This window comes from Pantoea sp. CFSAN033090, from assembly GCF_001264395.1.
GTDB classification, from domain to species: domain Bacteria; phylum Pseudomonadota; class Gammaproteobacteria; order Enterobacterales; family Enterobacteriaceae; genus Pantoea; species Pantoea agglomerans.
In genome coordinates this window covers 79,801-100,453 of record NZ_LGYX01000007.1, presented here as the reverse complement: position 1 = coordinate 100,453, position 20,653 = coordinate 79,801, and the positions used below count along the sequence as shown (strand labels likewise).

General features: G+C 56.2%; 16 protein-coding genes. 11 read left to right on the top strand and 5 right to left on the bottom strand.

The window, feature by feature from the left end; genetic code table 11:
- Positions 1–35: 35 nt before the first annotated feature.
- A complete protein-coding gene (sgrR, locus tag AFL22_RS07325) occupies positions 36–1,697 on the bottom strand; it encodes an HTH-type transcriptional regulator SgrR (RefSeq protein ID WP_052271115.1) in 1,662 nt (553 codons plus the stop codon).
- 253 nt (positions 1,698–1,950) lie between these two features.
- On the opposite strand from sgrR, the gene AFL22_RS07320 reads away from it, so the two are divergent.
- Positions 1,951–3,129 (top strand): MFS transporter, encoded by a 1,179-nt coding sequence (locus AFL22_RS07320; protein WP_010253833.1) that lies wholly within the window; start codon positions 1,951–1,953, stop codon positions 3,127–3,129.
- A 617-nt stretch (positions 3,130–3,746) separates the two neighbouring features.
- On the opposite strand, the gene leuD is transcribed toward AFL22_RS07320, so the two are convergent.
- Genes leuD through leuA form a run of 4 tightly spaced genes read right to left on the bottom strand, consistent with a single transcriptional unit; the run spans position 3,747 to position 8,423 of the window.
- Positions 3,747–4,352, bottom strand: coding sequence for a 3-isopropylmalate dehydratase small subunit (leuD, locus tag AFL22_RS07315; RefSeq protein WP_010253835.1), 606 nt, complete (start codon positions 4,350–4,352; stop codon positions 3,747–3,749).
- A gap of 3 nt (positions 4,353–4,355) precedes the next feature.
- On the bottom strand, positions 4,356–5,762 hold the full coding sequence (gene leuC / locus AFL22_RS07310; RefSeq protein WP_010253838.1) for a 3-isopropylmalate dehydratase large subunit: 1,407 nt from the start codon (positions 5,760–5,762) through the stop codon (positions 4,356–4,358).
- A gap of 4 nt (positions 5,763–5,766) precedes the next feature.
- Positions 5,767–6,858 carry a 3-isopropylmalate dehydrogenase gene (gene leuB, locus AFL22_RS07305; RefSeq protein WP_052271114.1) on the bottom strand — a complete coding sequence of 364 codons (1,092 nt, stop codon included), beginning with the start codon at positions 6,856–6,858 and terminating at the stop codon, positions 5,767–5,769.
- A 2-nt stretch (positions 6,859–6,860) separates the two neighbouring features.
- Positions 6,861–8,423 carry a 2-isopropylmalate synthase gene (leuA, locus tag AFL22_RS07300; protein WP_010253843.1) on the bottom strand — a complete coding sequence of 521 codons (1,563 nt, stop codon included), beginning with the start codon at positions 8,421–8,423 and terminating at the stop codon, positions 6,861–6,863.
- Between the two features lie 904 nt (positions 8,424–9,327).
- Here leuA and ilvI point away from each other — a divergent pair.
- From ilvI to mraY, 10 genes are all read left to right on the top strand, one after another.
- Positions 9,328–11,049: an acetolactate synthase 3 large subunit gene (gene ilvI, locus AFL22_RS07295; protein ID WP_010671820.1), complete on the top strand. Its 1,722-nt coding sequence runs from the start codon at positions 9,328–9,330 to the stop codon at positions 11,047–11,049.
- 2 nt (positions 11,050–11,051) lie between these two features.
- Positions 11,052–11,543, top strand: coding sequence for an acetolactate synthase small subunit (gene ilvN, locus AFL22_RS07290; RefSeq protein ID WP_010253849.1), 492 nt, complete (start codon positions 11,052–11,054; stop codon positions 11,541–11,543).
- 196 nt (positions 11,544–11,739) lie between these two features.
- Complete coding sequence (gene cra / locus AFL22_RS07285) at positions 11,740–12,750, top strand: catabolite repressor/activator (protein ID WP_010253851.1); 1,011 nt, start codon at positions 11,740–11,742, stop codon at positions 12,748–12,750.
- A 494-nt stretch (positions 12,751–13,244) separates the two neighbouring features.
- Positions 13,245–13,703, top strand: coding sequence for a division/cell wall cluster transcriptional repressor MraZ (gene mraZ, locus AFL22_RS07280; RefSeq protein WP_009092149.1), 459 nt, complete (start codon positions 13,245–13,247; stop codon positions 13,701–13,703).
- Positions 13,704–13,705: 2 nt separating this feature from the next.
- Complete coding sequence (rsmH, locus tag AFL22_RS07275) at positions 13,706–14,647, top strand: 16S rRNA (cytosine(1402)-N(4))-methyltransferase RsmH (RefSeq protein WP_010253859.1); 942 nt, start codon at positions 13,706–13,708, stop codon at positions 14,645–14,647.
- The gene (gene ftsL / locus AFL22_RS07270) at positions 14,644–14,964 is read left to right on the top strand and encodes a cell division protein FtsL (protein WP_003854764.1); all 321 of its coding nucleotides are present in this window, start codon (positions 14,644–14,646) and stop codon (positions 14,962–14,964) included. The genes rsmH and ftsL overlap by 4 nt, the downstream gene beginning before the upstream one ends.
- 16 nt (positions 14,965–14,980) lie before the next feature.
- Positions 14,981–16,747 (top strand): peptidoglycan glycosyltransferase FtsI, encoded by a 1,767-nt coding sequence (locus tag AFL22_RS07265; protein ID WP_010671821.1) that lies wholly within the window; start codon positions 14,981–14,983, stop codon positions 16,745–16,747.
- Positions 16,734–18,221, top strand: a complete 1,488-nt coding sequence (murE, locus tag AFL22_RS07260) for a UDP-N-acetylmuramoyl-L-alanyl-D-glutamate--2,6-diaminopimelate ligase (protein WP_010253868.1) — start codon at positions 16,734–16,736, stop codon at positions 18,219–18,221. Before AFL22_RS07265 ends, murE begins: the two co-directional genes overlap by 14 nt.
- A complete protein-coding gene (murF, locus tag AFL22_RS07255) occupies positions 18,218–19,576 on the top strand; it encodes a UDP-N-acetylmuramoyl-tripeptide--D-alanyl-D-alanine ligase (protein WP_052271113.1) in 1,359 nt (452 codons plus the stop codon). The genes murE and murF overlap by 4 nt, the downstream gene beginning before the upstream one ends.
- Positions 19,570–20,652 (top strand): phospho-N-acetylmuramoyl-pentapeptide-transferase, encoded by a 1,083-nt coding sequence (gene mraY / locus AFL22_RS07250; RefSeq protein WP_003854755.1) that lies wholly within the window; start codon positions 19,570–19,572, stop codon positions 20,650–20,652. Before murF ends, mraY begins: the two co-directional genes overlap by 7 nt.
- Position 20,653: the final 1 nt, after the last annotated feature.

Here is a 20,653-nt window from a genome sequence, read left to right as displayed (position 1 = left end):
CACATTCTAGTCATTTCAGCGCCGGGGCGAAAGCCTCACAGCGCGGGTGGCGCGAACCAGGCGGATTTAAAATCAAACCAGCCCAGCGTATTCATCCGAACGCCGCGCATGCTGCGCTGACCTTCAAGCAGCAGCCAGTGGTGAAACAGCGGATGAAGACCCGCTTCTTCGACTAACTGTTTACTCCATTCGGCCAGCGGCAGCGTTTTCTCGCGCCAGCGGGCCGCATCGCTGTGCCAGTCGATCGGCAGACAGTGATGCAGCAACGGGATCTCATAAAGCTGCGCAAACAGAGAGTAAGTCAGCGGCAGGGTAAAGTTCACGCTGCCAAGCCAGATATCACTTTCCGCTTCGCCCTGATACCAGCTTTCGTAGCTGATCTCGCGGGTCTCCAGCGTGACGCCATGCTCTGCCAGCAGCGGACGCAGCGCGTTAGCGATGCCTTCATGCTCCACGTGCTGGCTGTACCAGGTCAGCGTCAGGTGGGTTAAGCCGGGCGGTTTTTCCACTGGCGTCAGGTCGCGCCGGTGATGCCAGCGCGGCAGCAGGCCATACGCCGGAAACCAGTAGCGCTGGTAGCCGACACCGGCGTGATTGAGCAGGGCGATAGGATTAAACAGGTAGCTGACCCATCGCCGGACCACCTCGTTGCGTCCCTGCTCTGAACGCTGGTCGAACAGCAGATAGTAGCAGCCCTCTTCAAGACGGCTCTCCTCCTGAATCTCATCGGCTCCGTCGCCCTGCAGGCGGACACCGGCATAGACCAGCTCATCGCTGATGTCGGGCAGTACCCAGATAGAGACATCATCAATCAGGGCGCGAAAACCAAAATAGTCATCAAACGCTTCGATCTTCAGCTGACTCTCCTGATTGCGGATCACCCGGTAAGGACCGGTGCCAACCGGCTGGCGGGCAAAATCGTGCAGTGTCGGCCATTCGCGCGGCAGGATCATCGCACTGACGCTGCCCAGCAGCCAGGGTAATCCCTCGTCGGGCTGGCTTAAGCGGATATCCAGCGTCCAGGGCGCGGGCGAGTCGATCTGCTCGATATGGGAAAAGAGCGGATGAGGGCGCTGACGCTCAAGCGTGGCCAGCACATCCTCCATCTCCAGTTCTCTGCCGTGATGAAAGCGAATCGCCGGACGCAGAAAGAAGCGCCAGTGAAGCGGGGAAGTCTGCTGCCAGTGGTGCGCAATATCGGGCTCGATTTCCCCGTTTTCCTCATTTATCCGCGTCAGGCCGTTGAAAATCTGTCGCGCAATGTGGGTTTCGGAGCGCCGCAGCGGCGAACCGGGCAGCAGATTGAGCAGCGGACGATAGTAGAGCACCCGCAGGATATGCTTGCCCTGACGGAAACTGCGGCCCAGATGCGCGGCGATCATCTGCCGTACCTGATTTTTATCGCCCACCAGCTGGACCAGCTGATCGATGCGATCCTGCTCCAGCAAATCCTCGGCACGTTGCTGCTGCAAAGCCAGTCCGGTATAGCAGAAGGTAAGCTGTGAACGCTTGCCGCGTCCGGCTTCCGCCTGCCAGATCAGCCAGCCCGCGGCCTGCATCCGGTTGAGCAGATTGCGCATATGGCGGCGCGAGCAGTGCAGCAGGTCAGCCAGTTCGCTAAGGGTAATCTCCTGCGTTTGCCCCTGACAGCTCTGCCACAGGCGAATGAACTGCTGCTTCAGACGTGATGAGGACATAAAAGAGGAACTCCCGATGAAAAGCGCTCTGTTTTTCTTGCCCTATTTTAAGAGCAAACTTTACGTTATGGGAAGAGCGGGAGGCATTCAGCACTGAATGGCGTTCGACCCTGACTTCGCTGTTCAGCGGAGTGCTTTTCTGAGTAGGGTGCATTTACACCGCCAGCAGATGATCTCTGCTGGCTTTTTTCATGTTGCGCGGTATCGTCTACCCTTCTTTTTCCCCTCTGTTTGTTCTGTAAGGGATTTCGGTATGAAATCGCTGTTAACGCGGCAGCGCCGCATCAATCCGGTTTACCTCGCTTTTATGGTCGCCTCGTTCATGCTGGGCATCGCGGGCGCACTGCAGGCGCCGACGCTCAGCCTGTTTCTGACGCGCGAGGTGCAGGCGCGGCCCTTCTGGGTCGGACTGTTTTTCACCATCAATGCGGTGGCCGGTATCGTGGTGAGCATGCTGGTGGCAAAGCGCTCTGACAGCGTCGGCGATCGTCGTCATATCATTCTCTTCTGCTGCCTGATGGCGCTGGTCAATGCGCTGCTGTTTGCCTTTACCCGCCACTATCTGACGTTGCTGACGCTGGGCGTGCTGCTGTCGGCGCTGGCCAGCGTCTCAATGCCTCAGCTGTTTGCGCTGGCGCGGGAATATGCCGATCAGTCGGCGCGTGAAGCGGTGATGTTCAGTTCGGTGATGCGTGCACAGCTGTCGCTGGCGTGGGTGATTGGGCCGCCGCTCTCCTTCGCGCTGGCACTGAACTACGGCTTTGTGACGCTATTTATGGTGGCCGCCGCGCTGTTTCTGATCTGTATCCTGCTGGTCTGGTTCACCGTGCCGTCGGTGCCACGTTCGCAGCCTCTGATGCAAAGCGGCGGGCTGCCGCTAAGTGGCTGGCGCGATCGGGATGTGCGTTTACTGTTCCTGGCCTCAGTCGCGATGTGGACCTGCAACACTATGTATATCATCGATATGCCGCTCTATATCAGCACCACGCTGGGCCTGCCCGAGAAGCTGGCCGGTCTGCTGATGGGGACGGCGGCAGGGCTGGAGATCCCGGTGATGCTGCTGGCCGGACATTACGCGCGGCGTATCGGCAAGCGCCGGTTAATGCTGATCGCGGTGGCGGCTGGCGTACTGTTTTATCTGGGGCTGGTGCTGTTCAATTCCCGCACGTCGCTAATGGTGTTGCAGCTGTTTAACGCGGTGTTTGTCGGGATTATTGCTGGCATAGGGATGCTGTGGTTTCAGGATCTGATGCCAGGACGGCCTGGTGCAGCGACCACCATGTTCACCAACTCGATCTCGACCGGCATGATTCTGGCTGGTGTTATTCAGGGCACGCTGAGTGAGCGACTGGGACATGAGGCGGTTTACTGGCTGGCATTCGGGCTGGCTATTGTGGCGCTGGTGATGTCGGCACGGGTGCGCGACGTATAAAGAAGAAGGGCGACCCGATGTCGTAATGCCAGTCAGTTAAGCGACAGGTGATAACGCAGTCTGGTGCCGCTCAGGGGCTGGCGGTCCTCGCGCCGCTGCGCGGTTCCTTCACTTCATTCGCCTGCCTGACGGACCGTCGGGGATGGCACATCCTGTGCCGCCCCGCCTTTCGCCCGCGTCCTGCGGGCTCTCCTGGCAGACTCATTCTGTTCAGCGCTGCGGATTGCCTGCTCCTGATCGCCACCAGTCTGCTCTTAAGCTTCTGGTGCGTGCTGTTAAAAAGGGCACGAGAGTCGAGGCCTGAGCGCCTCTGCTGCTGAAAGGGCTATCCGCAGCGCTGAGGCGTGACGGTGGGCCAGAAGTCCACGCCGGGAAGCGTGGACAGGTCGGGGCCGGCCAGGGAGGGCCGATCCCCGAACGGTTCGTCGGCACGACGTCAAAGCCGAAGGTACCGCGTGAGCGGCGCGAGGACGGCCCGGCAGCAGCAGAGGTGCGCTGGCCCGCACTGCGGCTTGCTCGGCCAGAAAAAAGGCTGCCACGTTTGACCGTGACAGCCTTTACAAATCTAATCTTAACTGATCAGCATTACGACCCAATGTCGCCCTGATTTTACTCAATTAGCGCAGGAAGGCGGGCTGATTCTGCTCATACTGCGAAATGGAGGCTTCGTGCTGCAGCGTCAGGCCGATGCTGTCCAGGCCGTTAATCATGCAGTGGCGGCGGAAGCTGTCGAGCTCGAACGAATAGACTTTATCGCCAGCGGTGACCGTCTGCGCTTCCAGGTCTACCGTAAAGCTGATGCCGGGCTGGTCCGCAACCAGTCTGAACAGCTCATCCACTTCCTCTTCGCTTAACTTCACCGGCAGCAGCTGGTTGTTGAAGCTGTTGCCATAAAAGATATCCGCGAAGCTCGGCGCAATCACCACGTGAAAACCAAAATCAGTCAGCGCCCAGGGCGCATGCTCACGTGAAGAGCCGCAGCCAAAGTTTTCACGCGCCAGCAGGATGCTGGTGCCTTTGAACTCAGGCTTGTTCAGCACAAAGCCGGGCGTTGGCACGGTGCCCGCGTCATCTTCAAAGCGCCAGTCGTGGAACAGATGCTGTCCAAAACCGGTGCGGGTGACCTTCTGCAAAAACTGCTTGGGAATGATTGCGTCGGTATCGACGTTCGCGGCATCCAGCGGCGCAACAATGCCGGTGTGCTGAGTAAATTTATTCGCCATGACTTAAGCTCCTGTCGTCAGTTCACGGATGTCGGCAAAGTGGCCGGTTACGGCAGCCGCCGCGGCCATCGCCGGGCTGACCAGATGAGTACGTCCACCACGGCCCTGACGGCCTTCAAAATTACGGTTGCTGGTTGACGCGCAACGCTCGCCCGGATTCAGGCGGTCATTGTTCATCGCCAGACACATAGAGCAGCCTGGCAGACGCCATTCAAAGCCCGCTTCCAGGAAGATTTTGTCCAGACCTTCCGCTTCGGCCTGCGCTTTCACCGGGCCGGAACCCGGCACCACCATGGCGACCACGCCAGGCGCCACTTTGCGGCCTTTGGCGATGGCGGCGGCGGCACGCAGATCTTCGATGCGTGAGTTGGTGCAGGAGCCGATAAACACTTTATCAATCGCCACATCGGTCAGTTTGATGCCTGGCTGCAGGTTCATGTAGGCCAGGGCTTTTTCGGCTGAGGCGCGCTCAACCGGATCGGCGAACGAGGCCGGATTCGGGATCACCTGATCAACGGCAATAACCTGACCCGGATTGGTGCCCCAGGTGACCTGCGGTGCAATCTCTTCAGCATGCAGCGTTACTACCGCATCATATTTCGCGCCTTCGTCAGACTTCAGGGTGCGCCAGTAATCAACGGCCTGCTCCCATTTATCACCCTGCGGCGAGAACTGACGACCTTTCAGATAGTTGAAGGTGGTCTCATCCGGTGCCACCAGGCCCGCTTTCGCACCCATCTCAATCGCCATGTTGCACAGGGTCATACGACCTTCCATGCTCAGCGCCTGAATCGCCGGACCGCAGAATTCGACCACATAGCCGGTTCCGCCTGCGCTGCCGGTTTTGCCGATGATCGCCAGCACGATATCTTTAGCCGTAATGCCGGTTGACGCCTGGCCCAGCACTTCAATCTTCATGGTTTTTGCCCGACCCTGCTTCAGGGTCTGGGTAGCAAACACATGTTCAACTTCAGAGGTGCCGATACCAAAGGCCAGCGAGCCAAACGCACCGTGCGTGGCGGTGTGCGAGTCGCCGCACACAATCGTCATACCCGGCAGCGTCATGCCCTGCTCAGGACCGATAACGTGGACGATGCCCTGGAACGGATGATTCAGGTCATACAGCTGTACGCCAAACTCAGCGCAGTTCTTCATCAGCTCCTGCATCTGAATACGCGCCATCTCTCCCGACGCATTGATATCTTTGGTCTGCGTAGAAACGTTGTGATCCATGGTGGCAAAGGTTTTGCCCGGCTGACGGACTTTACGTCCGTGCGCGCGCAGACCATCAAAGGCCTGGGGCGAGGTCACCTCATGGATCAGATGGCGATCAATGTAGAGTAACGGCGTTTCTTCTGGCGTTTCGTGGACGACATGTGCATCAAATAACTTCTGGTATAAGGTTTTCATTTTTTTATTTTTCCTCGGCGATAAAGCGGGCAATGATGCTGCCCATCTCATCTGTGCTGACCGCTGGGCCATCACCGGCTAAATCTTTGGTGCGATAGCCCTGTTCCAGCGCACGGCTGATGGCGCGTTCGATACTGTCGGCAGCCTCATCGGCATTCAGGCTGTAACGCAGCAGCAGCGACAGCGACAGGATCTGGGCGACCGGGTTGGCAATATTCTGACCGGCGATATCCGGCGCCGAGCCACCCGCGGGTTCGAACAGGCCAAAGCCCGCTTCATTCAGGCTGGCGGAAGGCAGCATCCCCATTGAGCCGGTGATCATGGCGCACTCATCAGAGAGAATGTCACCGAACAGGTTGGAGCAGAGCAGCACGTCAAACTGCGACGGGTCTTTGATCAACTGCATAGTGGCGTTGTCGATATAGATGTGGCTCAGCTGCACGTCCGGGTACTCTTTGGCCACTTCGTTGACGATTTCACGCCACATCACGGAGGTCTGCAGCACGTTGGCTTTATCAACCGAGGTGACTTTGTTACGGCGTTTGCGCGCCGATTCAAACGCGATGCGGGCGATGCGCTCAATTTCGAAACGGTGATAAACCTCGGTATCAAATGCACGCTCTTCCGGGCCGCTGCCTTCACGTCCTTTCGGCTGACCAAAATAGATACCGCCGGTCAGTTCACGCACGCACAGAATGTCGAAGCCTTTGGCAGCAATGTCTGCTCGCAGCGGGCAAAACGCCTCCAGTCCGCTGTAGAGTGCAGCCGGACGCAGGTTACTGAACAGCTTAAAGTGTTTGCGCAGCGGCAGCAGCGCACCGCGCTCCGGTTGCGATGCCGGCGGTAAGTTTTCCCACTTCGGGCCGCCAACGGAACCAAACAGGATCGCGTCGGCCTGCTCGCAGCCTGCAACCGTTGCGGGTGGCAGGGGTTCGCCATGCTGATCGATAGCAATGCCGCCGACCGCATACTCCTGGGTGGTGATCTGCATATCAAAGCGCTGACGAATGGCATCCAGCACTTTCATAGCCTGCGCCATCACTTCCGGGCCGATACCATCACCGGGTAAAACTGCGATATGAGATGAGCTGGACATGGTTATACGGTTTCCTTCTGATCTTTAAATTTGCGCTGCAATTCTTGTTCAACCTGACGGGCACGCCAGATATTGTTCAGAGCGTTGACCATCGCTTTGGCGGAGGACTCCACAATATCGGTCGCCAGACCAATGCCGTGGAACTTGCGGCCGTTGTAGCTCACGACGATATCGACCTGACCCAGCGCATTCTCGCCGTGGCCTTTCGCGGTCAGCTTGTAGTTAACCAGCTCAGCGTCGAACTGGGTGATACGGTTAATCGCCTGGTAGACCGCGTCAACCGGGCCATTACCAGTGGCTGCATCCGATTTAGCGACATCGCCGCAGCCCAGATTGACAGAGGCGGTGGCGGTGATGCTGGAACCGGTCTGGACGTTAAATTCGTGCAGCTGGAAATGTTCCGGCTCTTCATTCTGCTTGTTGATGAAGGCCAGCGCTTCCAGGTCGTAATCGAAAACCTGACCTTTTTTATCGGCCAGTTTCAGGAAGGCGTCATACAGCGTATCCAGATTGTAATCCTGCTCGGCATAGCCCATCTCTTCCATACGATGTTTTACCGCCGCGCGGCCAGAACGTGAGGTCAGGTTCAGCTGGATTTTGTGTAAGCCGATCGATTCCGGCGTCAGGATTTCATAGTTCTCGCGGTTCTTCAGCACGCCATCCTGATGAATACCCGAGGAGTGAGCGAAGGCGTTAGAGCCGACCACTGCCTTGTTCGCCGGGATCGGCATGTTGCAGATCTGGCTGACCATCTGGCTGGTACGGTAGATTTCCTGATGATTGATATTGGTATGCACGTTCATGATCTGCTGGCGGGTTTTAATCGCCATGATCACCTCTTCCAGCGCACAGTTACCGGCACGTTCACCCAGGCCATTCATCGTTCCTTCCACCTGACGCGCGCCCGCCTGTACGGCAGCCAGGGCGTTGCCCGTTGCCATACCCAGGTCATCGTGGGTGTGAACAGAGATAATTGCTTTGTCGATGTTAGGAACGCGATTCATCAGCTCGCCGATGATGTGGGCATACTCGCCTGGCAGGGTGTAGCCAACGGTATCCGGGATGTTGATGGTGGTGGCACCGGCGTTAATCGTGGCTTCTACCATCCGGCACAGGTCATCAATCGGGGTACGGCCGCCATCTTCGCAGGAGAACTCAACGTCGCTGGTATAATTACGCGCACGTTTCACCATATGCACCGCACGCTCAATCACTTCTGGCAGCGTGCTGCGCAGTTTGGTGGCGATGTGCATCGGTGAGGTAGCGATAAAGGTATGAATACGGAAGGCTTCGGCAACGCGCAGTGATTCGTACGCCGCATCAATATCTTTTTCCACACAGCGTGCCAGACCGCAAACCCGACTGTTTTTAATGGTGCGCGCAATGGTCTGCACAGACTCAAAGTCGCCCGGTGAGGAGACCGGGAAACCGACTTCCATCACATCCACGCCCATGCGCTCCAGCGCTAAAGCAATCTGCAATTTTTCTTTCACACTCAGGCTGGCCTGTAATGCCTGCTCACCGTCGCGCAGAGTGGTATCGAAAATAATGACTTGCTGGCTCATCGTAATCATCCTTATGCTTTTTCTGGCCTGGCAACGAGCATAAAAAAACCCGCGACAGGCGCGGGTTTTTAACTTTCAGCAGGTTTGAATCAGTGTTTGATTCCGCCCACAAGTCTACCGCGCAAGCTGAGTGCGTTTAGTAGTAGACCGAGAAGGCGAACAGAACGAAACATGGATTCAAACCTTATAAAATGTTGTGCTGTACATATTGGTACTGGAATCACTCAGGGATGTCAACCTTCAATGCAGGGGTATTCTTAGTGGTGCCAGAGGAAGATATTCTGTTATTTAACGGTCAGGCAGCGTAATGAACAGCGCCGTAGTGGCTGCGGAGGCAATCGACCCGGGAATGAGCACTGATTCTGCGGGTCTTTGATTTTATTGTGTTGAAAATTAAAGACTTTATCGGGAAGGTGTCTCACGAGGATACAGGATATATCACCTGCTCTTTAGCATAATCGAATGCGTCTCAGCGATTTACTGGTTAATTACGCCAGAAAAGAAAAGTGTCAGGCGATTGTGGGCCAGGGCAGCCGGGTAATAAGTTTTCGTTATTTCTTAGATCACGCTGAAAATAATTTCTTAATCAGCATTTTCCTCTGCGGTTCTGCCGCGTAATTAGTTTAATCCGCGCAGCCAATTCTTATCGGGCAGAGCCTTTACGCCCCTGCCTTTTAATTTACGTGGGTTTGCGGTTTGCCTGCCCGGTTAACTGCGGTTATGGTAATCGACCTACTCTCAGAAAAATAAACTCAACAGATTTCTCTGTAACCGGACAGCGGCAGTTGTTTCCGCTGTCATGCATAAACATAAGATTTTGATTGGCAAAGCAGGCACCGGGGCTATGTGGTACGCGTTAACGGGCGTATTAACAGAGCCGGGTCCGCAAGCCTGGAGGCAGAAGATGGAGATGTTGTCAGGAGCCGAAATGGTCGTCCGTTCGTTAATCGATCAGGGCGTTAAGCAGGTATTCGGTTATCCGGGTGGCGCAGTGTTGGATATCTATGATGCGCTGCAAACCGTCGGGGGTATCGATCACATTCTGGTGCGTCATGAGCAGGGTGCGGTGCACATGGCTGACGGCCTGGCGCGCGCCACTGGTGAAGTCGGCGTGGTGCTCGTCACCTCCGGACCCGGCGCAACCAATGCGATTACCGGTATCGCCACCGCCTATATGGACTCGATTCCGCTGGTGATCCTCTCGGGTCAGGTTCCCTCGTCGCTGATTGGCTATGACGCCTTTCAGGAGTGCGACATGGTCGGCATCTCTCGTCCGGTAGTGAAGCACAGCTTCCTGGTGAAAAGTACCGAAGAGATCCCAACCGTGTTGAAAAAGGCGTTCTGGCTGGCTTCCACCGGACGTCCGGGGCCGGTGGTGATCGATCTGCCGAAAGATATTCTGAATCCGGCCAACAAGTTGCCTTATCACTGGCCGGATACGGTGAGCATGCGCTCCTACAATCCAACTATTCAGGGCCATAAAGGTCAGATTAAGCGTGCGCTGACCACGTTGCTGGCCGCGAAGAAGCCGGTGATCTACGCCGGTGGTGGTGCCATTACCGCCGGCTGCGAAGCGGAACTGTTAAAGCTGGCCGAAAGCCTGAATATTCCGGTGACGACCTCGCTGATGGGCCTGGGCGCGTTCCCTGGCACTCATCGTCAGTGCGTTGGCATGCTCGGTATGCACGGCACGTACGAAGCCAACATGACGATGCACAACACCGACCTGATTTTTGGTATCGGTGTGCGCTTTGATGACCGCACCACCAACAACCTGGCGAAATATTGTCCCAACGCCACGGTGATGCATATCGATATCGACCCGACCTCTATCTCTAAGACGGTGGCGGCGGATATCCCGATTGTCGGTGATGCGAAGCAGGTGCTGCAGCAGATGCTGGAGTTACTGGCGCAAAGCGAAAGCCAGCGCGCTGAGAGCCTGCACGACTGGTGGCAGGAGATTGAGGGCTGGCGCAGTCGTCACTGCCTGGAATTTGATCGCACCAGCGACAAAATCAAGCCGCAGGCAGTGATTGAAACTATCAGCCGTCTGACCAAAGGCGATGCGTATGTGACCTCGGATGTGGGCCAGCATCAGATGTTTGCTGCGCTCTATTATCCTTTCGACAAACCGCGTCGCTGGATCAACTCCGGCGGTCTGGGCACCATGGGCTTTGGCCTGCCTGCTGCGCTGGGCGTGAAGATGGCGCTGCCGGACGAAACAGTCATCTGCGTAACGGGCGATGGCAGTATCCAGATGAACATTCAGGAGCTTTCCACCGCGCTGCAGTACGATCTGCCGGTGCTGGTGCTGAACCTGAATAACCGGGTGCTGGGCATGGTGAAGCAGTGGCAGGATATGATCTACTCCGGTCGTCACTCCCAGTCTTATATGGAGTCACTGCCTGACTTCGTGCGTCTGGCGGAAGCTTACGGCCACGTCGGGATCGCGATTGAGCATCCGGCTGAGCTGGAAGAGAAGCTGGCGCTGGCGCTGGAAACCCTGGCGAAGGGACGTCTGGTATTCGTAGATGTCACCGTTGACGGTAGCGAGCATGTTTACCCGATGCAGATTCGCGGTGGCAGCATGGATGAGATGTGGTTGAGCAAAACGGAGAGGACATAATTATGCGTCGTATTTTATCAGTTCTGCTGGAGAACGAATCCGGCGCATTATCCCGTGTCGTCGGCCTGTTCTCGCAGCGCGGCTATAACATTGAGAGCCTGACCGTGGCGCCAACGGATGATCCTACGCTGTCGCGGATGACCATTCAGACGGTGGGCGATCAGAAGGTGCTGGAGCAGATTGAAAAGCAGCTGCACAAGCTGGTAGATGTGCTGCGCGTTACCGAGCTGGGGCAGGGCGCCTATGTTGAGCGCGAAATCATGCTGGTGAAGATTCAGGCGAGCGGTTATGGCCGCGAAGAGGTGAAGCGTAACGCCGAGATCTTCCGCGGTCAGATCATCGACGTGACGCCGACGCTGTACACGGTTCAGCTGGCAGGCACCAGTGACAAACTGGACGCCTTCCTGAATACCGTTCGCGATGTGGCCGAAATTGTTGAAGTGGCACGCTCCGGTATCGTCGGCGTTTCACGCGGCGATCGTATCATGCGTTAATCACGCAGCGTCATCATCAATCCTCACCTAACCCGGCGAAATGCCGGGTTTTTTTATTTTTTATGCGCCAGGCGAGTTACATTCAGAAAAGCGGTTGCTCCGCGCACTTTTCTGCTGTTAGATGATAGCCATGAGTTATCCATAGCTTAACTGCGGCTATTTCTGCCGTAAAAGCGGATTTGATGGTGGGGTTATCGTGAAACTGGATGAAATTGCGCGTTTGGCAGGCGTGTCGCGCACCACGGCCAGTTATGTGATCAATGGCAAAGCGCGGCAGTATCGTGTCAGCGACAAAACCGTTGAGAAAGTCATGGCGGTGGTACGTGAGCATAATTATCACCCCAATGCGGTGGCTGCCGGGCTGCGCGCCGGGCGTACGCGCTCAATTGGGTTAGTGATCCCCGATCTGGAAAATACCAGTTATACCCGTATTGCGAACTATCTTGAGCGGCAGGCCCGTCAGCGCGGCTATCAGCTGCTGATCGCCTGTTCTGAAGATCAGCCCGATAACGAGATGCGCTGCATTGAGCATCTGTTACAGCGCCAGGTCGATGCGATCATCGTCTCTACCTCGTTACCGCCAGAGCATCCCTTTTATCAGCGCTGGATCAACGATCCCCTGCCGATTATTGCGTTAGATCGCGCGCTGGATCGTGAACATTTCACCAGCGTAGTGGGTGCCGATCAGGACGATGCCCATATGCTGGCGGCTGAACTGCGTCAGCTTGAGGTCAAAAATGTGCTGTTCCTCGGTGCGTTACCCGAGCTGTCGGTAAGTTTCCTGCGCGAGCTGGGTTTCCGCGATGCATGGAAAGACGATCCCCGGCCGATTGACTATATCTACTGCAATAGCTTCGAACGCACAGCTGCCGCGGCACTGTTTGAACAATACCTTGAAGATCACCCGATGCCGGAGGCGCTTTTTACCACCTCATTTGGTCTGCTGCAGGGTGTGATGGATGTGACGCTGAAACGAGACGGACGGCTTCCGACCGAGCTGGCCATCGCCACCTTTGGCGACCACGAATTACTGGACTTTCTTGAGTGTCCGGTGCTGGCGGTAGGTCAGCGTCATCGCGACGTGGCAGAGCGCGTGCTGGAATTAGTTTTAGCCTCGCTGGATGAACCCAGAAAACCAAAACCCGGGTTAACCCGCATTCGCCGTAATTTATACCGTCGCGGACAATTAAGCCGAAAAGTTAAATGAGCCACGGGCAGTATTACGCTGCCCGCCCATTTTATTTAACGATTTAACTGATTAAATAAACAGGTCGACGTAAAAAAGCGTAAATTCTGCTCATCAAATCTAACAAAGCAGAAAGGGTTATTTTTATTATCTGCTTACAACTTCAACAAACTTACTTTCCCGTCTGGCCTTAAGCCGCTGGGCTTCCTTTCGGAAATCCCCTAAAATGCCGCCGCTGTCTCAGAAACCACGATTAATATTTAGCCCTTTACATTGTTTCATTTTTAGTCGTTTTTTCCCGGGTCATTTTTTTTATTCAGGTATTCATCGGCTTAATTTTTACTTTCCCCTTTTATTCGTTTATATCGTCGTCAGAGATTAATTCTTCACTCTGTAAATAGTGATATTCACCTGCCGCTCCGGCTTGACAAGGATTTCATGGGATCCTTAAACTCGTTTCGTGGTAAAAAGTGGGATAAAGTGGCGTAAATGGGTGATGAGGAGAAGAGACTGGCATGTTCCGCGGAGCAACGTTAGTCAATCTCGACAGCAAAGGGCGGCTCGCCGTACCTACGCGATATCGCGATTTGCTGATTGGGGAGTCTCAGGGGCAGATGGTCTGTACCATCGACCTCCACCAGCCATGCCTGTTGCTTTATACCCTGCCCGAATGGGAAATCATTGAAAAAAAGCTGGCACGCCTTTCCAGTATGAATCCACTTGAGCGCCGCGTGCAGCGTTTGCTGCTGGGGCATGCCAGTGAATGTCAGATGGATAATGCAGGCCGCCTGCTGCTGGCGAATACGCTTCGGCAGCACGCAAAATTAACCAAAGAAGTGATGCTGGTTGGACAGTTCAATAAGTTTGAGCTGTGGGATGAACAGACCTGGTATCAACAAGTCAGGGACGATATTGACGCAGAACAGTCGGCTCAGGAGCCTTTATCTGAGCGGTTGCAGGACTTGTCGCTATAGCTATGCAGGAAAATTTCAAACATACCACCGTGCTGTTGGATGAGGCGGTTAACGGCCTCAATATCAGGGAAGACGGTATTTACATCGACGGCACTTTTGGTCGTGGTGGCCATTCACGCCTGATTCTTTCGCAGCTGGGAGAGAAGGGAAAGCTGATCGCCATCGATCGTGATCCGCAAGCTATCGCCGCTGCCGCAGAGATCACCGACCCGCGTTTTTCAATTATTCATGGCCCTTTTTCTGCGCTGGCAGAGTATGTCTCTGAACGGGATCTGGTCGGAAAGATTGACGGCATTTTGCTGGACCTGGGGGTTTCATCACCGCAGCTGGATGACGCCGAACGTGGCTTCTCCTTTATGCGTGACGGACCGCTGGATATGCGAATGGACCCGTCGCGCGGGCACTCCGCCGCAGAATGGTTGCTGCACGCAGAAGAGGCGGATATCGCGTTTGTCCTGAAGACCTACGGTGAAGAGCGATTCGCCAAACGCATCGCCCGGGCCATTGTCGAGCGTAATCGCGAACAGCCGATGACCCGGACCCGTGAACTGGCTGAGGTGATCTCAATCGCCATGCCGGTAAAAGATAAGTTTAAGCATCCGGCCACGCGCAGCTTCCAGGCGATTCGTATCTGGATTAACAGCGAACTGGAAGAGATCGATATTGCCCTGAAAGGCGCTGTTGAAGTGCTGGCCCCGCAGGGCCGCCTCTCTGTCATCAGCTTCCATTCACTGGAAGATCGGCTGGTGAAGCGTTTTATGCGCGATCAGAGTCGCGGGCCGCAGGTGCCGCCTGGGATTCCCATGACTGAACATCAGCTGCGTGCCCTGGGTGGGCGTGAACTGAAGTTGCTCGGCAAAATGTCGCCGGGTGATGCTGAAGTCTCTGAGAACCCACGTGCGCGCAGCTCGGTATTACGTATCGCGGAGAAAACCGACGCATGATCGGTAATGAGCGTCACAGTCTGCCTGCCGTTATCGGCGGGGATCTGCTGCGAAAAGGCAAGATTCCGGTGCTGTTGCTGATCGCTGTGGTGGTTTCTGCCGTGCTGGTGGTGACTACCACCCATAAAACACGACTGTTAACCGCGCAGCGCGAACAGCTGGTGCTGGAGCGTGACGCACTCGATATCGAGTGGCGCAACCTGATCCTGGAAGAGAATGCACTGGGCGATCACAGCCGTGTTGAACGCATCGCCACCGAGAAGCTGCAACTGCAGCACGTTGATCCTTCACAAGAAAATATCGTGGTGCAGAAATAAGGACCTCAGATAGCGAATGAGCGGCACAGGCAGAACGCTGAAATTGAAGAAACCGGAAGATAAAGCCAGCTTTGTAAGCTGGCGTTTTGCGTTGCTGTGCGGCTGTATTTTACTGGCGCTGGGTGGATTGCTGTCACGTGTGGCCTGGCTGCAGGTGATTAATCCTGGCAAGCTGGTAAAAGAGGGCGATCTGCGCTCGCTGCGTGTTCAGGCGGTGCCCACCTCACGCGGCATGATCAGCGATCGCGCCGGACGCCCGCTGGCAGTCAGCGTGCCGGTCAACGCTATCTGGGCCGATCCCAAAGAACTGCACGCCGGTGGCGGCGTGACGCTGGACAGCCGCTGGAAGGCGCTTTCCGATGCGCTCTCTATTCCCCTTGATCAGCTGGCCGCCCGCGTGAATGCCAATCCCAAAGGCCGCTTTGTCTATCTGGCGCGCCAGGTCAATCCGGCTATCGGCGACTACGTTAAAAAACTCAAACTTCCCGGTATTCATCTGCGCGAAGAGTCGCGCCGTTACTATCCTGCCGGGCAGGTCACCTCCCATCTCATTGGCTTTACCAACATCGACGGGCAGGGCATTGAAGGCATCGAGAAGAGCTTTGATAAGTGGCTGACCGGTGCACCCGGCGAGCGGACGGTGCGCAAAGATCGGTATGGTCGGGTCATCGAGGATATCTCTTCGGTGGACAGCCGGGCCGCTCATAACCTGACGCTGAGCATTGATGAGCGGTTACAGGCGCTGGTTTACCGTGAACTGAATAACGCCGTTGCCTTTAACAAAGCGGAATCGGGTACGGCGGTGCTGGTGGATGTCAATACCGGTGAAGTGCTGGCGATGGCCAACAGCCCGGCTTACAACCCGAACAATCTCGGCAATACGCCAAAAGATCTGATGCGTAACCGCGCCATCACCGACATTTTCGAACCTGGCTCTACCGTGAAGCCGATGGTGGTGATGACGGCGCTGCAGCGTGGTGTGGTGAGAGAGAACAGCGTCCTGAATACCGTGCCGTACCGCGTCAATGGTCATGAGATCAAAGATGTGGCGCGCTACAACGAATTGACCCTGACAGGGGTTTTACAGAAGTCGAGTAACGTCGGTGTTTCACGTCTGGCGTTAGCGATGCCTTCCTCAGCGCTGGTAGAAACTTACGCGCGCTTTGGACTGGGCAAACCGACCAATTTGGGGCTGGTCGGGGAAAGCAGTGGCTTATACCCTAAAAAACAACGGTGGTCTGACATAGAGAGGGCCACCTTCTCTTTCGGCTACGGGCTAATGGTAACGCCGTTACAGTTAGCGCGAGTCTACGCAACGATTGGCAGCTATGGCATTAATCGCCCGCTGTCGATCACCAAAGTGGATCCGCCCGTCGCGGGACAACGCGTTTTCGATGAGTCACTGGTGAAAACCGTGATGCACATGATGGAAAGCGTGGCGCTGCCCGGTGGCGGGGGCGTCAAAGCGGCAATCAAGGGTTATCGCATTGCGATAAAAACCGGTACGGCGAAAAAGGTCGGGCCGGACGGACGCTACGTCAATAAATACATTGCCTACACCGCAGGCGTCGCGCCTGCCAGTCATCCCCGATTCGCGCTGGTGGTGGTGATCAACGATCCCCAGGCCGGCAAGTATTACGGCGGTGCGGTCTCTGCACCGGTATTTGGAGCCATCATGGGTGGCGTACTGCGTACCATGAACATCGAGCCGGACGCGTTACCGACCAATGACAAGAATGAGCTGGTGACTAACAGAAGTGAGGAATCAAGTGACAGATCGTAACCTGCGCGATTTACTCGGCCCCTGGGTGCCAGGCGCGCCGGCGCGCCCACTGCGTGACATGACCCTGGATAGCCGCATTGCGGCTTCTGGCGATCTGTTTGTCGCTGTTGCAGGCCATCAGGTTGATGGACGCCGTTTCATTCCGCAGGCAATTGCGCAGGGTGTTGCCGCTGTGGTGGCGGAAGCTGAGGGTGAAGCGGTCGACGGCGAAATCCGTGAAATGCACGGCGTACCGGTTATCTATCTGGCGCAGCTGCATCAGCGCCTTTCGGCCCTGGCAGGCCGTTTTTATCAGCAGCCGGGCGAAAAACAGAAGCTGATTGGCGTCACCGGCACCAACGGTAAAACCACCACCACCCAGCTGCTGGCGCAGTGGGCGACGCTACTGGGTGAGACCAGCGCGGTGATGGGCACCGTCGGCAATGGGCTGGTAGGTCACTTAGCGGCGGCAGAAAATACCACGGGTTCAGCGGTTGATGTTCAGCATCTGCTGCACGATCTGGCTGAAAAAGGGGCGACCCTGACCGCAATGGAAATCTCGTCACACGGACTGGTTCAGCATCGCGTCGCTGCGCTGCCGTTTGCCGCGGCGGTCTTCACCAATCTCAGTCGCGATCACCTCGATTACCACGGTGATATGCAGAGCTATGAGTCAGCTAAATGGCTGCTCTTTTCTGAGCATCAGGTCGGGCAGGCGATTCTTAACGCGGATGACGAAGTCGGTCGTCGCTGGCTGGCGCGCTTACCTGATGCCGTTGCGGTCACCATGGAGGATAACCTCCAGCCGGGCTGCCACGGGCGCTGGCTTAAAGCCGATGCGGTGGATTACCACGATAACGGCGCACATATTCGTTTTAGCTCCAGCTGGGGCAACGGCGAAATCGACAGTCCGCTGATGGGTGCCTTCAACGTCAGCAATCTGATGCTGGCGCTGGCGACGCTGCTGTCACTGGATTATCCGCTGGCGACGCTAATCAGCGTTGCACCGCAGTTGCAGCCGGTCAACGGGCGTATGGAAGTGTTCAGCGCCGCAGGAAAACCGACGGTTGTCGTGGATTATGCCCACACCCCGGATGCGCTGGAAAAAGCGCTGGAAGCGGCACGCCTGCACTGCAAAGGAAAACTCTGGTGCCTGTTTGGCTGCGGCGGCGACCGTGACAAAGGCAAACGCCCGTTAATGGGCGCGATTGCTGAGCAATATGCGGATGTGGTGGTGATTACGGATGACAATCCGCGCAGCGAAGATCCGCAGGCGATTGTAAAAGATATTCTGACCGGTTTGCTGGACCCAGGCCGCGCCCGCGTGGTCTCTGGTCGTGCGCAGGCGGTCACTAACACCATTATGCAGGCGCAGCCCGACGATATCGTACTGGTGGCTGGCAAAGGCCATGAAGATTATCAGATCATTGGCAATCGCCGTCTCGACTACTCCGATCGTGCCACCGTTGCGGCACTGCTGGGAGGCGTTGCATGATTCCGGTTTCATTAAAAACCCTGGCGGAGATCACCGGCGGCACGCTGCACGGCAGCGATTTAACGCTGAGTGACGTGACCACCGATACCCGCAAAGTGACGGCGGGCAGCCTGTTTGTTGCACTGGTGGGCGAACGCTTTGATGCGCACGACTTCGCCGGCGATGCCATTGCGAATGGCGCACAGGCGCTACTGGTAAGTAAGCATTTACCTGTCGCTGTGCCACAGGTGGTGGTTGAAGATACCCGTCTCGCCTTTGGCAGGCTGGGCGCATGGGTTCGTCAGCAGTCGAACGCCCGTGTAGTGGCGCTGACCGGCTCCTCCGGCAAAACCTCGGTTAAAGAGATGACGGCGGCGATTCTGCGTGAGTGTGGCGAAACGCTCTACACCGCAGGCAATCTTAACAACGATTATGGCGTACCGATGACGCTGCTGCGGCTGACCGCAGAACATCAGTATGCGGTCATCGAACTCGGCGCCAATCATCAGGGCGAAATCGCTTACACCACCGATCTGGTTCAACCGGAAAGCGCGCTGGTGAATAACCTGGCCGCGGCGCATCTGGAAGGCTTTGGTTCGCTGGCCGGTGTTGCTAAAGCCAAGGGCGAGATCTTCCAGGGCTTACCGGCTCACGGCATTGCGATTCTGAACGCAGAGAGCAATGACTGGCCTAACTGGCAGAGCACGCTGCAGGGTAAAACCGTGTGGCGTTTCTCACCGCAGGCGGCAGAGTGTGAATTCTCCGCCCGTGATATCCGCATTGCTCAGGATGGTACTCATTTTGTGATGATAACGCCGCGTGGCGAAGCTGAGATCGTGCTGCCATTGCCGGGTCGGCATAACATCGCCAACGCCCTGGCGGCGGCGGCACTGGCTCTGTCAGTGGATGCACCGCTTAGCGCCGTTCAGCAGGGGCTGAAAAACCTGCAGTCGGTGCCAGGTCGTTTGTTCCCGGTTCGCCTCTCTGCGCATCAGCTGCTGCTGGATGACAGCTATAACGCTAACGTCGGTTCGATGACAGCAGCTGTTCAGGTCCTGTCAGAGATGCCGGGTTACCGGGTGCTGGTCACGGGTGATATGGCGGAACTGGGTGAAGAGACCGAAAGTTGTCACCGCGAAGTGGGGCAAGCGGCACGTGACGCAGGCATTGATCGCGTGCTGAGCACCGGAAAATTCAGCCATTTCATCAGTGAAAGCAGTGAAGTTGGCGAACATTTCAGCGATAAGACTGCGCTGACTGAACGTTTGCGTCAATTGTTGTCCGAACACTCAGAAATTACCGTCCTGATAAAAGGTTCACGTAGTGCCGCCATGGAGCAGGTAGTACAGAGCTTAAAGGAGAAAGGAACATGTTAGTTTGGCTGGCCGAACATCTGGTCGCTTTTTATTCGGGATTTAACGTCTTTTCCTATCTGACGTTTCGCGCCATTGTCAGCCTGCTGACCGCGTTATTCATCTCTCTCTGGATGGGGCCGCGCCTGATCGCGTGGCTCCAGAAATTACAGATTGGCCAGGTCGTCCGTAACGATGGCCCGGAATCGCATTTCAGTAAGCGCGGCACGCCGACCATGGGCGGCATCATGATTCTGACCTCCATCACCATTTCGGTGCTGATGTGGGCATATCCGTCGAATCCCTATGTCTGGTGCGTGCTGTTCGTGTTAATCGGCTTTGGCATCATCGGTTTTGTCGATGACTACCGCAAAGTGGTACGCAAAGACACCAAAGGCCTGATCGCCCGCTGGAAATATTTCTGGATGTCGGTGATTTCGCTGGGCGTCGCGTTCGGGCTCTATGCGGCGGGCAAAGATACCCCCGCGACCCAACTGGTCGTGCCCTTTTTCAAAGACATCATGCCGCAGCTAGGTCTGTTTTATGTGCTGCTGGCTTACTTTGTGATTGTCGGAACGGGTAATGCGGTCAATCTGACCGATGGCCTGGATGGGCTGGCGATTATGCCAACCGTCTTTGTCGCCGCGGGCTTTGCGCTGGTTGCCTGGGCCACCGGTAACGTGAAGTTTGCTGAATATCTGCATATTCCCTATCTGCGTCACGCCGGTGAGCTGGTGATTGTCTGTACCGCCATTGTCGGGGCAGGGCTGGGCTTCCTGTGGTTCAACACCTATCCGGCTCAGGTCTTTATGGGCGACGTGGGTTCGCTGGCGCTGGGCGGCGCGCTGGGCACCATTGCGGTGTTGCTGCGTCAGGAATTTTTACTGGTGATCATGGGCGGCGTGTTTGTGGTTGAAACGCTGTCGGTGATCCTGCAGGTGGGATCGTTTAAGTTGCGCGGCCAGCGTATTTTCCGCATGGCGCCGATCCATCACCACTATGAACTTAAGGGCTGGCCGGAACCGCGCGTCATTGTGCGCTTCTGGATTATTTCGCTAATGCTGGTGCTGATTGGCCTGGCCACGCTGAAGGTGCGTTAAT

What these genes read in the sequence shown, in the direction of transcription:
- sgrR (WP_052271115.1), bottom strand. Translation starts at nt 1,697, where the DNA reads ATGTCCTCATCACGTCTGAAGCAGCAGTTCATTCGCCTGTGGCAGAGC.
- AFL22_RS07320 (WP_010253833.1), top strand. Translation starts at nt 1,951, where the DNA reads ATGAAATCGCTGTTAACGCGGCAGCGCCGCATCAATCCGGTTTACCTC.
- leuD (WP_010253835.1), bottom strand. Translation starts at nt 4,352, where the DNA reads ATGGCGAATAAATTTACTCAGCACACCGGCATTGTTGCGCCGCTGGAT.
- leuC (WP_010253838.1), bottom strand. Translation starts at nt 5,762, where the DNA reads ATGAAAACCTTATACCAGAAGTTATTTGATGCACATGTCGTCCACGAA.
- leuB (WP_052271114.1), bottom strand. Translation starts at nt 6,858, where the DNA reads ATGTCCAGCTCATCTCATATCGCAGTTTTACCCGGTGATGGTATCGGC.
- leuA (WP_010253843.1), bottom strand. Translation starts at nt 8,423, where the DNA reads ATGAGCCAGCAAGTCATTATTTTCGATACCACTCTGCGCGACGGTGAG.
- ilvI (WP_010671820.1), top strand. Translation starts at nt 9,328, where the DNA reads ATGGAGATGTTGTCAGGAGCCGAAATGGTCGTCCGTTCGTTAATCGAT.
- ilvN (WP_010253849.1), top strand. Translation starts at nt 11,052, where the DNA reads ATGCGTCGTATTTTATCAGTTCTGCTGGAGAACGAATCCGGCGCATTA.
- mraZ (WP_009092149.1), top strand. Translation starts at nt 13,245, where the DNA reads ATGTTCCGCGGAGCAACGTTAGTCAATCTCGACAGCAAAGGGCGGCTC.
- rsmH (WP_010253859.1), top strand. Translation starts at nt 13,706, where the DNA reads ATGCAGGAAAATTTCAAACATACCACCGTGCTGTTGGATGAGGCGGTT.
- ftsL (WP_003854764.1), top strand. Translation starts at nt 14,644, where the DNA reads ATGATCGGTAATGAGCGTCACAGTCTGCCTGCCGTTATCGGCGGGGAT.
- AFL22_RS07265 (WP_010671821.1), top strand. Translation starts at nt 14,981, where the DNA reads ATGAGCGGCACAGGCAGAACGCTGAAATTGAAGAAACCGGAAGATAAA.
- murF (WP_052271113.1), top strand. Translation starts at nt 18,218, where the DNA reads ATGATTCCGGTTTCATTAAAAACCCTGGCGGAGATCACCGGCGGCACG.
- mraY (WP_003854755.1), top strand. Translation starts at nt 19,570, where the DNA reads ATGTTAGTTTGGCTGGCCGAACATCTGGTCGCTTTTTATTCGGGATTT.